Consider the following 14,342-nt stretch of genomic DNA (forward strand, 5'->3'; position numbering starts at 1 on the left):
GTGTCCAGGGGGAGGTTCGCATCGGTCGACAGCGCGTCGATCGTCCAGGCGTAGCACGTCGACAGCGCTTCCTCGCCGTACCATCGTTCCACCTGCAGTTGCGCCAGNTGCGCCGTCGCCTTCCAGGGCGTACAGGCGGGTCGCGGCGCTGAACATGGCTGACAGCAACGTCGCGGCATCCATCCGTTCCATACGAACCTGCCTCCTTGGCAGGAGATGCCCCGTGGCGCCCCGGCGCCCGCATTCCTGCGTCCAGGGAGGCTAACGCACGGGTGCGCGGCAGGAAAGCGACCGGCGTCACCGATAGCCGGACGATTGTCCGCCGCGGTCACTTTGGTGGTGTGGCACGGAAGCGGAGGGTAAGCCAGTAACCTTCGACTCGTTCCCCAAGAGTGCCCTTCGTTGGCGGCAAGCTTTGGTCTGGGTGTTCGGGAGTTTTTAGCTGCCTATTCGGCAGCGAACCGTCCATGGGCTAAGGTCCGCCTTTCGCGACTTTTCTTAGCTGCCTGCCTACGCGGCGCGAACACGCTGGAAAGCCTGATGGCCGCAGGCTACATTTTCTTAGCTGCCTACGCGGCAGCGAACATCAGCTACCAGATCGCTTACGGTGCCAAGGTTTTCTTAGCTGCCTACGCGGCAGCGAACCTGGACGAACAGGCCGAGGCCGGACTGCCGCATTTCTTAGCTGCCTACGCGGCAGCGAACTCCACCAGCTGCTCCTTCACCTCGTCGGTGAATTTCTTAGCTGCCTACGCGGCAGCGAACATGTGATGCGCGGATCGAGCGCCGGCGCGAGCATTTCTTAGCTGCCTACGCGGCAGCGAACAGCATCGAGCCTTATGCCGGTACGTTGTGCAATTTCTTAGCTGCCTACGCGGCAGCGAACCATCTGCGCCTTGATCTTCGGATCGGTGAGCATTTCTTAGCTGCCTACGCGGCAGCGAACCCCGGCGTCAGGTACTCGCACCGGATAACCTGTTTCTTAGCTGCCTACGCGGCAGCGAACTGACTTGGCCGAAATCGGTTCTGCCGGGGATTCTTTCTTAGCTGCCTACGCGGCAGCGAACCCACCCGACGAGGCGGCCCGCGACCTCACGCATTTCTTAGCTGCCTACGCGGCAGCGAACGCAGGGCTTCCAGCGCCGCGATGTACGGATCTTTTCTTAGCTGCCTACGCGGCAGCGAACTGGCGCACCGCGTGGCGTGGGCGATCCATACCTTTCTTAGCTGCCTACGCGGCAGCGAACCGCGACCACGAGGCCGAGCAGCGTCGCATCCATTTCTTAGCTGCCTACGCGGCAGCGAACCCGTGTTGTCCAAGGACAACCCGTTCCGCGAATTTCTTAGCTGCCTACGCGGCAGCGAACCGAAGCTCTTGGGATCGAGCGTCGCCGGGCCGTTTCTTAGCTGCCTACGCGGCAGCGAACTGCATCGGCCAGCTCCACATATCGCAGTGTCATTTCTTAGCTGCCTACGCGGCAGCGAACCGCGCTGGCGAGGTCGCGGCACCCGACGTGCTGGTTTTCTTAGCTGCCTACGCGGCAGCGAACTGGATCGATGGAACCGACGAGGAGGACACGCCTTTCTTAGCTGCCTACGCGGCAGCGAACCGCAACCGGCCTTCAGCCCACGGTACGGCTTTTTTCTTAGCTGCCTACGCGGCAGCGAACCTCAACAACACTTGAGGCTCGGCTCACGGATTTTTCTTAGCTGCCTACGCGGCAGCGAACGCTCCGGCGGCATCACGGACGTCGCCTCTACCTTTCTTAGCTGCCTACGCGGCAGCGAACCATACGGAGCAGGGCACGCGCTACGCCGTCCCTTTCTTAGCTGCCTACGCGGCAGCGAACAAGTGTTTCCTGGGGGGATGGCTGCGTGCGCTTTTCTTAGCTGCCTACGCGGCAGCGAACGCCATTCCCCCCTGCAAGAATTTTCACGGTAATTTCTTAGCTGCCTACGCGGCAGCGAACATCGCACATGCGGGCAACGCTTTCGGCGTCAGTTTCTTAGCTGCCTACGCGGCAGCGAACAGCGGGTGGCGCCGATCCCGACCCGTCCAAGGTTTCTTAGCTGCCTACGCGGCAGCGAACGATCGGAGGCTCGAATGTCGGTAGGCGGGTCATTTCTTAGCTGCCTACGCGGCAGCGAACGGTGTCGCCACCGGACACGCACGCCCCCGGCTTTTCTTAGCTGCCTACGCGGCAGCGAACGGCCGGTGAAACACTGCGTGCGCGGCATTGACTTTCTTAGCTGCCTACGCGGCAGCGAACCGCGGGTGTGGGTGGACTGGCGGCCCTGGTGGTTTCTTAGCTGCCTACGCGGCAGCGAACGTGGAGTGGCGGGCGGATCAGTCCCGAGTCCTTTTCTTAGCTGCCTACGCGGCAGCGAACCTGCTCCGCAGCCCGACAACAGCTTGGTTAGTTTTCTTAGCTGCCTACGCGGCAGCGAACCGGATCAGACTGCCACGAGCCCGGCTCGCCTGTTTCTTAGCTGCCTACGCGGCAGCGAACGTTCTCGGCTTGCTTGGGCGGCTTCTGTACAATTTCTTAGCTGCCTACGCGGCAGCGAACGAGATGGCGCTGGAGGCATGAAAAAGCCCGCCTTTCTTAGCTGCCTACGCGGCAGCGAACGCAGCTGCTCCCGGCCCTGCCGACACCATCGTTTTCTTAGCTGCCTACGCGGCAGCGAACAGGTCGATAGCGGCCTGACCGCCGATGCGCGTTTTCTTAGCTGCCTACGCGGCAGCGAACCCCTGACGGTGGAGCAGGGCGCTCAGATCGGATTTCTTAGCTGCCTACGCGGCAGCGAACGCTGCTATTCGCGGCATCGACACGACGACGCATTTCTTAGCTGCCTACGCGGCAGCGAACAAACGCAATGCTCGTGGTACGCGCATGCGCATTTTCTTAGCTGCCTACGCGGCAGCGAACCTGGGGAGGCGGTGACATGAAGGCATGGTTGTTTTCTTAGCTGCCTACGCGGCAGCGAACAGAGCAAGCTGCGCCGTTGGGGCGTGGGTGTGTTTCTTAGCTGCCTACGCGGCAGCGAACACTGCAGCCATGGCTCGGGTTGCGCGCTTGCATTTCTTAGCTGCCTACGCGGCAGCGAACGCCGTAGGGGGTGAACTCCACCTGCGCACGCATTTCTTAGCTGCCTACGCGGCAGCGAACGTTCGCGCGGAGCCGCGTGGTCAGGTCGCCCATTTCTTAGCTGCCTACGCGGCAGCGAACAGAAGTCGATAACCATATGCCATCGCCCAGCATTTCTTAGCTGCCTACGCGGCAGCGAACTTCCTGAGCCGCTGCTAGAAGCGCTTGCGCGATTTCTTAGCTGCCTACGCGGCAGCGAACGTCGATACGTCGGCGGGCAGCGTGCGTCCTCATTTCTTAGCTGCCTACGCGGCAGCGAACGCGTGTACCTGGACACCTGGTCATTCATCGAATTTCTTAGCTGCCTACGCGGCAGCGAACGGCGCTGGAAAAGCTCGACAAGCGCGCGGCGATTTCTTAGCTGCCTACGCGGCAGCGAACAAGCCGGCATGGCTCGATCCGGCTTATGAGCTTTTCTTAGCTGCCTACGCGGCAGCGAACCACAACGCGGTGAAGGAAGCCATCACCAAGCATTTCTTAGCTGCCTACGCGGCAGCGAACCCGCCAAGAAAGCACCGGCCAAGAAGACCAAGTTTCTTAGCTGCCTACGCGGCAGCGAACGCGCTTGTAGGGATCGTATGTGCCACCCTCAACTTTCTTAGCTGCCTACGCGGCAGCGAACGTATCCACCTCGCCGTCCGTCGCCTGCGCGAATTTCTTAGCTGCCTACGCGGCAGCGAACTACGTAGACCAACTGCCCCACCTGTTCTGAGTCTTTCTTAGCTGCCTACGCGGCAGCGAACGCTATCCGGAAGAACTCACCGATGCTCAATTGTTTCTTAGCTGCCTACGCGGCAGCGAACGCAGTAAAGACGCGGCTGTGTGCGCACCGTGATTTCTTAGCTGCCTACGCGGCAGCGAACTCCATACGTCCACCCCAAAAAAAAGGGCGCGATTTCTTAGCTGCCTACGCGGCAGCGAACTGACGCGGGAATCGCTGCCCTCGCGTTTCAAATTTCTTAGCTGCCTACGCGGCAGCGAACAGCAGGCGCGGGGCGGTCTGTTCAAAGCTGGCTTTCTTAGCTGCCTACGCGGCAGCGAACCCGAGAAAGACACCACGGACCGCAAGGTGCCGTTTTCTTAGCTGCCTACGCGGCAGCGAACATTCCGCCTATCGAGTTGCTGGGTAAGCCCTGTTTCTTAGCTGCCTACGCGGCAGCGAACCAAGAAAATCGGCCGCAGCGTCGCCAGCCATTTTTCTTAGCTGCCTACGCGGCAGCGAACCATGACCGCCTGCGCCGGCTGCGGCGCCGGCTTTTCTTAGCTGCCTACGCGGCAGCGAACAGTCGGAACCGACGCAGCAGAAGAAGAGTGAATTTCTTAGCTGCCTACGCGGCAGCGAACGCGAAGCATGGTCATCACGGTATTGATATCGTTTTCTTAGCTGCCTACGCGGCAGCGAACCTCGGCTGATAAAGCGTTCCAATAACACCAGATTTCTTAGCTGCCTACGCGGCAGCGAACGGTAATCAGGGGTCGAACCTGGGCACGGGGCATTTCTTAGCTGCCTACGCGGCAGCGAACGCAATGAGCAATATCCAGTGCGCCATATTCAATTTCTTAGCTGCCTACGCGGCAGCGAACCGCGTGGCCGAGAAGGGCCTGCTGGTCCAGCATTTCTTAGCTGCCTACGCGGCAGCGAACGTGGATATCGAACGCGTAGGGAACCGAAGCCATTTCTTAGCTGCCTACGCGGCAGCGAACCGCCAAGCGACGAGGCCACATCCAGGCCCGTTTTTCTTAGCTGCCTACGCGGCAGCGAACTCCGGGTGCGATGGGCGGCTCGTGCCCCGTTTGTTTCTTAGCTGCCTACGCGGCAGCGAACTGCAATTACGCAGGTGGGCGCATTGCCTAAAGATTTCTTAGCTGCCTACGCGGCAGCGAACTGCCCGGCGGCGAAATACTTGGATGCCCACGCTTTCTTAGCTGCCTACGCGGCAGCGAACATGGTAATGGTGGTAAGGGTTCGGCGAGTGGATTTCTTAGCTGCCTACGCGGCAGCGAACTAGAGCTTCATTCCGCCAAGTATTTGATCAACGGGCAAGAAAGGCAAAAAAAGAAGGCTGGCCCCTTTTGGAAGGCCAGCCGCCAAGTTGTTGAATGGTATGGCCTGAAAGGTGCGGTGCTGAAAAAGGGTCAGAACCAGGGGATGGTGGTGGTCCCGCCCAGGCCGTAGCTGTTGAAGCTGCCCGGAGTCGCGGCCGGGGCGAGCGGTCCGAGGGCGATGAACAGGCAGAACGGTTGCCCGGTGCTGTGGCTGCGCAGGTGCACGTAGGGCAGGCCGGGGCGGCGTTCCATGGTGGATGGAATGGCCTGGGCCGCCTGCTCTGCCGTTTCACCCTTGCGCCGCATGCGCCGCCTCCGCAGCCGGTCGGCGCTGGTCTTGAACTGCTTGCGCTGGACGGTGCGGTGCGGGGCGTTGGACGGAGCTTCGGCGATGTCCGTCATCCGGACATGGTCGCGCATGCCCTTGAGCCAATCGGTTTGCAGCAGCGACCGCAGCGTGTCGCTGCCGCCGTGCAGGCGCAAGGTGGCGCCGAGCGTTCGTGGCGCCATGCCGTAGCCGGGGAAGCTGATGCCGACGCTTTCCAGCCGCTGCTGCACCAGGGCGAGGTGCAGCCTGTCGTACAGCGCGCCGAGCAATGGCGGCACGCCGGTCTCCGGATCGGGTACGACGGTGATGTCGACGTAATGCGTAGTCATGGCGATCAACCGGCTTCGCCGAACACACCGCCGCGGATCAGAGTGGCGATGACGAAGTGCTGTTGCTCCAGGTCGGGTGCCTTGTCCTTGATGATCCAGTTGTCGAGCAGGTTGTAGAAGTCCAGCTTCTCTTTCGGCTGGCGGTACGCCTTGCCCTGGGTAGTGACCGAGCCGTAAGGCTCGACGGCGATGGGACCGTTGTCCGCGGCGCCGGTGTACCAGGTGTCGATGGTGCGCAGGGCGTTGCCGATCTTCTGCGAGTGGATCGCGGCCACGCCATCCACGTGGTACAGCGTCTTGCTCTTGTCGCCCCGGCCGCGATCGAGGATCAGTTCCTGCGAAGGGAAGACTTCCAGCCCGGCGCCGATGCGCACGAAAGCGGTGACTTGCAGCAGCACATGCGAATCGCCCGCCAGCCCGGCGGCGATCGCGCCGGCCAGTTCGGCGAGTGCCTTGGCGTCATCGGTCGAAGCATCCAGATCCCGCATCGAATGGTCCAGGGCATCGAAGGTCCATCGAGCGACGGCCTTGCCTTCCTTCAAATGGGCGACGATCACTTCCACCTGTTCGGCGCCGATGCGGTTGCGCCACAGGAAGCGACCGTTGGCGAGGTTGGCCGCGTAACGGCGCGCCAGTTCGCCGAAGCCGTGCCGTTGCACGTAGCTGCCGACGGTGGCGAGCAGCTTCTGCCGGTAGGCGGCGTCGTTGCAGGCGGAGGGCTGGCCGGTGCCGGCCAGCACGCGCAGGGAGAACTGCACTTTGAGCGTGTCCGCATCGGCGGGCAGGGCGGCGACGTCCACGGTCTGCAGGTTCGGGTTCTGGATCGCCGCATCCAGCTTGGCGGGGTCCTGACCGCTGGTCTTCAGGCGATTGGAGATGGTGCCGCGCACGGACTTCTCGCGCAGCGTCACCGCCGCCCACGCTGCCGAATCGTCGCGTGCTGCCCAGTCGCCTGCGAAAAGCAGCGCGTCGGAGGGGTCGAGCTTGCGCTCGAAGGCGAGCACGGAAGCGGTCTTGAGTTCGTTGGCCATGATGGAATTCCTTGTCGTATCAGAGAGTGGAGCCGACGAAATCGGCCACGGGGCGATAGTCGTTGCGGCAGCGGTACAGCTTTTCGTCGGGGCGACTGTCGGCGTACCAGAGCAGGTCGTGCGGCGAACGCAGGCGGTGCGGGCCGATCCATTCGCCCATGGAGTACAGGCTTTCCACGAAGCGGAAGGGCGTGGTGGCGTCGCGCGCATTGGGTATGCTGCCGGCGGCGTGCAGCTCGCCGAGCGCGCCGTAGCCGACCGGGATGGGTACCGCCCAGCCCAGGTCGGCTCGGTCGTGCTTCCAACTGCCCTTGTCGTCCTCTCCTTCGGCGTCGCAATGCCAGTTGACGCGCGACAGCGACAGCCAGGCGTCGAGCCGGGTGGCTTCGGGCGTCTCGGCATGCAGGTCGGCCAGGCGCCGGTCGATCAGGTCGTCGCGCGAGACCAGCGTCGAGCCGGGCAGCAGGCGCACGCATACTTCCCGGAATGCCTTGCGCTGGTCCTCTTCAGTGCCGGTGAAGTCGGCCAGCCATGGCTGGTAGCGCCGTGGCTGCGGGCGTTCCGGCGAAAGTACCGTGCCGCCGGCTACGCGCATGCCGGACACCAGCTCGACGATGGCGGAGAGGTCGGCCTTTTGCGCGTCGGCATCCCAATGCCCGGCGTGAACCGCCAGCACCAGGCTCAGGTCGAGGTGGATGCGGCCTTCCTCGACGATGGCGGCCGTGCTGCCATCCTTGTCCACCGGATTGCGGGTGAGGCGGAACGCCTTGACGAAGCCGCCTTCGGTTACCTGTTCCTGATGGCCGTGGCTGACCACGCCGACGGCATTGAATTCCAGCGCGATGCCGGCCTTGCGGGCCTTGCGCTCGAGCGCCCATGCCAGGCCGAGGAAGGCCGTCATGGATGGGAAGCCGTGGGTGAGCGGGCTCGAGATGGCGTTGGCGTTCTGCACGCGCAGGCGGGGCAGAACGAGTAGATGGCTGAATCGCGGGCAGGTGGTCATGCTGCGTCTCCCTGCGCGCGGCGTTGCAGCGGTATCGGCCATGCCACGTCGAGGATGGCCTGGCGTGCCCAGTGGCGCATTTCAGGGCCGGCCATCGTCGCCAGTCCTTTGTCGCGCAACTGCTGGTTGAGCCAGAGGCCGAAGCGGCCGGCGACCTGGTCCGGCCAGTCGCCGAATTCGTATGCTTCCCTGAATGCCTGGTCGTCGGTCGTCCAGTCCTGATGCTCGGGATCGTTGCGGACAGGAAGATCGATGCGGTCGGGGTCGAGCCAAACTTGCTCATAGAGTGGTAGCCCACAGGCCGTGTCGCGGGTCCAACCAGCCGGATAGCGCGCCCGGACCGCAACGCCGAACATCGCCAGCTCCTGGCCGATGGCCTGCGCGATGGCCTCGCGCCGCTCACGGGTTTCCATTGTCGGATCGGGGTTGTCGAGCAGGAATTTGGCGAACGTCCGTATCAGGTCGCGTACGCCGCCGTACCAGTGAAGAACCTCCAATGCCGATTCTCGCTTGAGCAGGTTCGATGCGCGTCCTTGTTCCCAGGCAGGCGGCGGCAACGAGGGGAGCAGGTAGTTCACACCCCCGCGCTCGCTGTTCAACTGCGAGATATTCTGCGGCTTGGTGCCGCCGAGCTTGCGGGCGACAAGATTGCGATAGTCGCGATAGGAGGCCCTGGACGACTTTTTGTCCCGGAACGCCTGGCGCGCTTCCTTGTTTGCCTCGCCGAAGCGCGCCTCCTGGATGTCGGCGTGCACGGCATGGGCCAGCGTGCTGGAGAACATGGGCTGGAGCAGATGGTATTGCCCATCGTCTTGCGGTTCCTCGCCGACCAGCCAATAGATCTGCTTGGCCATCGGGTGCGTGGATGGCTGCGCCTCTTTGCGCACCAGCGATGCGAAGGCGCTCATCCAGCCTTCGGCCAGTTCGGCATCGTCGGACAGCGCCGCCCGCAGGTCGGCGTCGCCGGCCTGCATCCAGTCGAGCAGGCGCCTGCCGTCGACCACGACCTTGAGCAGCTTGAACACATCCAGTGCCGCGGCGTTGCCGACCACGTCTTCGGCATAGTCCTCGCCCAGCAGGTGACTGCCGATCTCCGGACGGCTCGGGAGGCTGGCCGGTGCGACGTGCAGGCTGCTGCCGCGCGCATCCGGATGCGTGGCCTTGAGCACGTGGGTAACGGCCTGGATCTGGCCGACGCGGCGCGCGGCATCGGCCAGCCACGTCGCGTAGGCGTACTTCGATGCCATCTCGGCATCGTCGTCCTTGCCTTTCAGCTTGGCCTGGCGCCGCGCTTCGATGAAGCTGGCGATGGCGGTGCGGAAACGGCCGGAACGAGATTGCGGTTCCATTTCCTCGGTCATGGGAATCCTTTCATGCGCCCCTGGCGGGGCATGCCTGTAGAATCCCCACGGCAGCAAGCCGCCGTGGGGTGCGGATAGGTATCCGCTTCACATGACTGATGAGGTCATGTGCGGGTTCTTCCACACATCCAAATCCTCCTGCACGTCAACCTTCGTGCGTTGGGGCCGGGTTCTAATCGGCAAACTGCAATGCCCTCGGCGTCGCGCCACGACGCCGAGGGCAATCTGAATCTGCCATGGACCCCTATTTTTTTCAACCATTGCGTTGTAAGTTTCCATCGTATGATCAGTTTACTGCTGGACAAGCAGCTCAGAAAATTGCGTGATAGGTTTCGCAATTCTGGTTTGCTGCCGTATAGGCAGCTCGGGGCATGGATGCCCTCTTACTTCCTCTTTCCAATCCCCAGTGACGGATGCCAACGCCAACCTTGCTCGTTGCGTGGTACCTCCACAGAGGTGAGCTTGCAGGCGGCTTCGGTAAGAGTCAGATCGAGAGCGTCGGCGTGTTCAGCGAGCAGGGCCATGAGGTCGAACTCCCCCCAGGGACCGATCCCCGGGGCTGATTCCAATGCGACGCGGTGCAGCAACTCGGTCGCCGGGACATAGACCGATTCGCCACGTTTGGCCGAATCGTCTTCGACGCGGTGCGGTACCAGTGCTTCCTCTTCGGCATCGGGGAGAAACACCAGTTTGGAGCCGAGCTGATCGTGTTCACGAAAGGGCTGTTGCTGCGGCAACACGCCGATAAGCGAGGCTTGCGGGAATTGCCAGGAGGAGGCGGACTGGTCGCGCTCCAATGCCGGTGCGGTGGCGGCGCGGCGCGACGAGGTCGCTGCCGATGGCTGGGCCTGCGGAAGCAGCCCGGCACAGAGGCGCGCCTGCTCCAGGTCTACCCAGCGCCGGGTCGGCTGGCGTTCGGCGACGGGGCGGGGCTGGATGCGCGGCACGGCGTCGAGGCGGCGGTATTCGCCGTCGTCCAGCAGGGCGCGCAGGCTGTGGCTGGCCAGCAGGAAACGGCCGTCCTGCGTGGCTTTCTCGAAGCCCGGCCGGACGAAGACCGGTTCGTGCGTGCCGCGCTGCTCGAAGTGCTTGAGGTTGGTGTCGAACACCAGCACGTTGGGCGCCTCGGGCGGCATGCGGCGGTGCCGCTGCACGCGGCCGGCGAGCTGGATCAGCGAGCGCATCGAGGAGGGTTCGGCCACGGCCCAACTGGCGTCCCAGTCTCGGCCGACCTCGCAGACCGGGGAGGCGAGTACGACGAACAAATGGTCGCGCTCCGCATGCGTATCGAGCGCGGCGCGGACGGCCGGTTGGCGCCAGACGGCCCGTGCGTCACGGCGATCCAGCGTGTTGTCGAGCATGAACTCGATGGCCGAGCGCTGCGCCAGCGGGAACCGCGCGTGATAGACGCACAGGTGGATGCGGGTTCCCTCCGGTGCGCCGAGCGCGTGCAGTGCGTGCGCCACGTCGATGATCGGATCGATGTTGGCCATCCGAACCAGTCCGAAGCTGACGCGCTTGCCGGTGGCCGGGTCGGTTTCCGCATGGAGCGGGTGAAGGCGCAGGCAGGCGTCGCGCACGTGGCCGGCGAATTCGGCGCGGATGTGTTCGGGCCGGGTCGCGGCGATGGCGAGCGGCAGCAGTTCGGCGCGGCGCAGTGGCGGTGCGGCCTCCAGCCGGGTCACGCGCTGCCGGACGAACTGTGCATGCGCAGCGGAAAAAGCGCCGTCGTCGCCACAGTGCTGCACCTGCACGCCATATTCGTCGGTCCACAGGCAGGGGACTTCGGCCGGAGCGTCGTCGCGGCCGCCATCGCGTCCCCGGTTGCGCTGGTACTGGCGGCGGCCGGCGCGATAGGCCATGAACATGCCTTCCACCAGGGCCGGCGGCAGGGTGGCCGAGGAGAGCAGCACACGGGTGCCGAGCAGGGCGGCCCAATGCACCAGGCGGGTCAATGCGGGCAGATCGTCGAGGTCATAGTCGTCCAGCTCGTCCAGTACCAGGTCGGAACTCATCAATCGCAGCATCGGGGCGATCTGGCGCCCGGCGCGCAGCGATTCGGTGGCTGGAGCCAGGTGATCGACCGTACACACCAGCATCGGCGCGGACACCAGCCTGCGGATGTCGTCGTTGGCCAGGGCGCGCGACAGCAGCGGATGGTCGGCCAGGTTGCCGTCGTAGAGGACGTGGCTGTCTTCCTCGAGCAGCGCCTGCATCGAGGCCGATCCGCCAGCTTCGGCCTTCTGTTCGTAGAACTCGAACAGCGTCCGGCTGGCCGAACCGCCGACCAGCACGGCCAGTTCGTCCTCGCCCAAGTGAAGGTCGTGGCGATAGCTGCGCCCGGTTTGCAGGGTGAGCGTGCGCAGGCCCAGCGCGTAGGTGGCGCGCAGGCCCCGCTGCGGGTCGGACAGTGCGTACAGGATGCGGGCGTTGGCCAAGGTCTTGCCGCAGCCGGTGGATGCCATGTTGACGATGAAGGCGCCTTGCGCGCTTGCCGCCTCGCGCAGGCACAGGGCGGCATCGAAAGCCTTGTCCTGCCAGCCGAAGCGCGGGTCGGCGCTGCGCTTGCGCAAGCCGCGGTGGTTGGCGAGCCGGGGCAGGTGGTGCTCGAAGTCGGGCAGCGCGTGGGCGATCAGGCCGGCGGCATGGCCGACGCCAAGCAGGTGTTCGACGAGCGACTGGTTGGGAACGGTACGGCCATTTCCGTCGCGTCGCGTATTGGCGGCGATCGGATGGCCATCATGGAGGAAGGCCTGGCGTTCCGGCACCGGCTTCCCGTGCTTGTCCACGCCGAGGCTGGAATAGTGATGGTCGGCCAGCATCAGGCTCAATCGCGCCAGGTGCATCACGTAGACATTGCCGGTCCAGTCATGCGTGGCGCCGCGCCGTTCGCGCAGCGCCAGCAGGCGCCTGCCCAGCCTTGCCGCCTGCGTGCGCCATCCCGCCTCGGCCACCGGCAGGCGTCCGGCCGGCTGCCAATACGGTTCGGCCTGGGCCTGTGCGGCCGGTTGGCGAATCTCGTTCCAGTCGTGCGCCACGGCGGCAAGGGGTGTGTCCAGCCAGGCTCGTTCGAAATGGCCGACACGCCGGCCCCACCAGGATCTCTTGCCATCGTCGTCCCTGGCCGGGGCCACCGGCAGGCGGTGATGGGTGAGCACCAGCCAGGCCACGGCGGCGGCCAGCGGCGGCAGTTGCCGGAAGGGATAAGGGTTGGCCGCGTCGAGGCCGTCGCGCTGATAGCGGCCGGGCGAGATCCAGTCCTGCTCGTCGAGCGCATCCGGATCGGCCAGCCGCCGCAGCCAGCCCTCGTCGTCGTCGCTTCCGACAAAGGCCTGGAACATCCGCAGCGATACCCATTCGTGGCGATAGAGATTGCGTTCCGTGCGCTTGCCTTGCAGCCGCTCCTGAAAAGCGACGCTGGCCTTGCCCAAGTCATGCAGCAGGGCGGCGAGCTGTGCCAGCAGGCGGATGTCCTCGGCGGTGTGCCAGTCGTTCTCGTCCTCCCGCCTGAGCACGTTGCGGGCGGTGGTATTGGTCGGCACCGCGCCCTCGGCATTGAAGCGGCGTGCGTCGCCGACGATCCACAGCAGCTCGCTGTGGTCGAGCCCGCGGATCCAGTGGCAGGCCACGGCGGTGTTCTTGCGCGCGGTCCTGCGCAGCAGCTTGCGCAGCGTGTCCAGGCCGGCCTGGGTGATCGGCGTCTGCCAGGCACGGTCGCCGCGGCGTTCGGCGAACTGGTCGAGGATGCGGCGGGTCTCGGTGAGGGCTCGCTTGTCGCACTGGCTGACCAGCAGCACGTTCACGCCGTGGCCTCCGGGGAAGAGGCGGCCAGCGCAGCGGTATCCAGCGCCACGGCCTTGAGCGTGTCGATCATGAAGTCCAGCGATTCGCTGCGTGTCAGCGCCTCGATGCAGCCTTGGCGGAAGGCCTGTTCCTCGTCGCCGCGCATGGCCGACAGGAACGCCTGCGGCAGGATGCAGGCATCCTTGACCAGGTCGGCCACGTCGAACACCAGGCCGCCGCGCCGGGTCTTGCCGTGCAGGATCGCCAGGCCGTGGGGCAGGCCGAGCACCCAGGTGGCGGTAGCGCCGAGCCCGTAGGTGAGGTAGTTGCCGTGGTCGAGGAAGCGGTTGGCCGGATCGCTGCCGCTGCCGCGCTTGGCGCGGGTGAAGTCGCCGTAGCCGACCGTGTCTACGGCCAGCTTGAACAGGGCCTTGGTGAGCCGGGCTTCCTCGGTCAGCAGGCCGGTATTGTCCCGGGCAAGGTCGATCTGCCGGCCGGTCCGTTGCAGCAATGCCTCCAGCCGCTTCGCGTCGACCCTGAAGCCGGCGTCGCGCAAGGCGCGGTGCTGCCACTGCTCGCGGATGCGCACGGTGCGGGCGTGCTGGAAGGCCTTGGCGGCGGCAAGGCGCAGGTCGTCGTCGAACCAGAAGCGCACCCATGCCTGCAGGTATTCGGTGGGGCGGTATTCGCTCTGCGGCGAGAACCAGGCGGCCTCGACGTCGACCTCGTTCGCGCTGAACAGCGGCGTGCCGCCCCCGCCGCAGAAGCCGACCGGCACGCCGGCCTTGGCCAGTTCGCGCATCGCCGCCTGGGTGACCGAGGTGCCGGTGCCGAGCAGCACCGTCGTGGTGTTGGCGATCGGGATGTTCCAGTACAGCGACTGCTTGCCGCGGTCGGTCACGTACTCGACCCGGCCGCCGTTGACCAGCACCCTGCAGTGCTCGAGGTAGTAGATGTTCGCCCGCTTCGAATGCAGGATCGATTTCAGGTCGGCGGGACCGAGCTCTTGCATCGCCTTGCAACCCCCTGTCGCATCAGCTCGGGCCAGCATGCGGGCAAGGCGTCTCATCGTGCAAGACAGTGGCTGAGCCATGGGCCGTGTGGATCGGCAGGGGCTGCCTTGGCATCGGGGCGGCGGGCGCCGCGCTTTCCCGGGCGCGGCGAAACCGCGACAATGGGCAGCTTTCGCGAACCCCGGCGGACGGTCCGGAGGGCGAGCCCGACGAGCGGATGCCGCATGCCACGCGTGCGCGTTTCGACGCAGGCGCCGATGGCAGCAGTGCACCCTTTCCCCAGAAATGCCGTAGCAAGA

General features: G+C 64.8%; 6 protein-coding genes and 1 CRISPR repeat array. All 6 genes read right to left on the reverse strand.

The window, feature by feature from the left end; genetic code table 11:
* The first annotated feature begins 434 nt into the window (after positions 1–434).
* A CRISPR array of direct repeats spans positions 435–5,155; the repeat unit is 28 nt; unit sequence TTTCTTAGCTGCCTACGCGGCAGCGAAC.
* 130 nt (positions 5,156–5,285) lie between these two features.
* The 6 genes from cas6f to cas1f all read right to left on the reverse strand — a co-directional run bounded on the left by cas6f (position 5,286) and on the right by cas1f (position 14,042).
* On the reverse strand, positions 5,286–5,852 hold the full coding sequence (gene cas6f / locus ASG87_RS08915) for a type I-F CRISPR-associated endoribonuclease Cas6/Csy4 (protein ID WP_056004379.1): 567 nt from the start codon (positions 5,850–5,852) through the stop codon (positions 5,286–5,288).
* Positions 5,853–5,857: 5 nt separating this feature from the next.
* Positions 5,858–6,883 (reverse strand): type I-F CRISPR-associated protein Csy3, encoded by a 1,026-nt coding sequence (csy3, locus tag ASG87_RS08920; protein ID WP_056003997.1) that lies wholly within the window; start codon positions 6,881–6,883, stop codon positions 5,858–5,860.
* A 19-nt stretch (positions 6,884–6,902) separates the two neighbouring features.
* Positions 6,903–7,886: a type I-F CRISPR-associated protein Csy2 gene (gene csy2, locus ASG87_RS08925; protein WP_056004000.1), complete on the reverse strand. Its 984-nt coding sequence runs from the start codon at positions 7,884–7,886 to the stop codon at positions 6,903–6,905.
* A complete protein-coding gene (gene csy1, locus ASG87_RS08930) occupies positions 7,883–9,247 on the reverse strand; it encodes a type I-F CRISPR-associated protein Csy1 (protein WP_082582859.1) in 1,365 nt (454 codons plus the stop codon). The genes csy2 and csy1 overlap by 4 nt, the downstream gene beginning before the upstream one ends.
* A 383-nt stretch (positions 9,248–9,630) precedes the next feature.
* Positions 9,631–13,050: a type I-F CRISPR-associated helicase Cas3f gene (gene cas3f, locus ASG87_RS08935; protein WP_056004004.1), complete on the reverse strand. Its 3,420-nt coding sequence runs from the start codon at positions 13,048–13,050 to the stop codon at positions 9,631–9,633.
* Positions 13,047–14,042, reverse strand: a complete 996-nt coding sequence (cas1f, locus tag ASG87_RS08940) for a type I-F CRISPR-associated endonuclease Cas1f (protein ID WP_056004007.1) — start codon at positions 14,040–14,042, stop codon at positions 13,047–13,049. Before cas1f ends, cas3f begins: the two co-directional genes overlap by 4 nt.
* Between the last annotated feature and the right edge of the window lie 300 nt (positions 14,043–14,342).

The organism is Frateuria sp. Soil773 (assembly GCF_001428405.1).
In the GTDB taxonomy this organism is placed as follows: Bacteria; Pseudomonadota; Gammaproteobacteria; order Xanthomonadales; family Rhodanobacteraceae; genus LMSL01.

Excerpts from the sequence above, each read along its gene's own strand:
- cas6f (WP_056004379.1), bottom strand. The coding sequence starts at position 5,852 with ATGACTACGCATTACGTCGACATCACCGTCGTACCCGATCCGGAGACC.
- csy3 (WP_056003997.1), bottom strand. The coding sequence starts at position 6,883 with ATGGCCAACGAACTCAAGACCGCTTCCGTGCTCGCCTTCGAGCGCAAG.
- csy2 (WP_056004000.1), bottom strand. The coding sequence starts at position 7,886 with ATGACCACCTGCCCGCGATTCAGCCATCTACTCGTTCTGCCCCGCCTG.
- csy1 (WP_082582859.1), bottom strand. The coding sequence starts at position 9,247 with ATGACCGAGGAAATGGAACCGCAATCTCGTTCCGGCCGTTTCCGCACC.
- cas1f (WP_056004007.1), bottom strand. The coding sequence starts at position 14,042 with ATGCAAGAGCTCGGTCCCGCCGACCTGAAATCGATCCTGCATTCGAAG.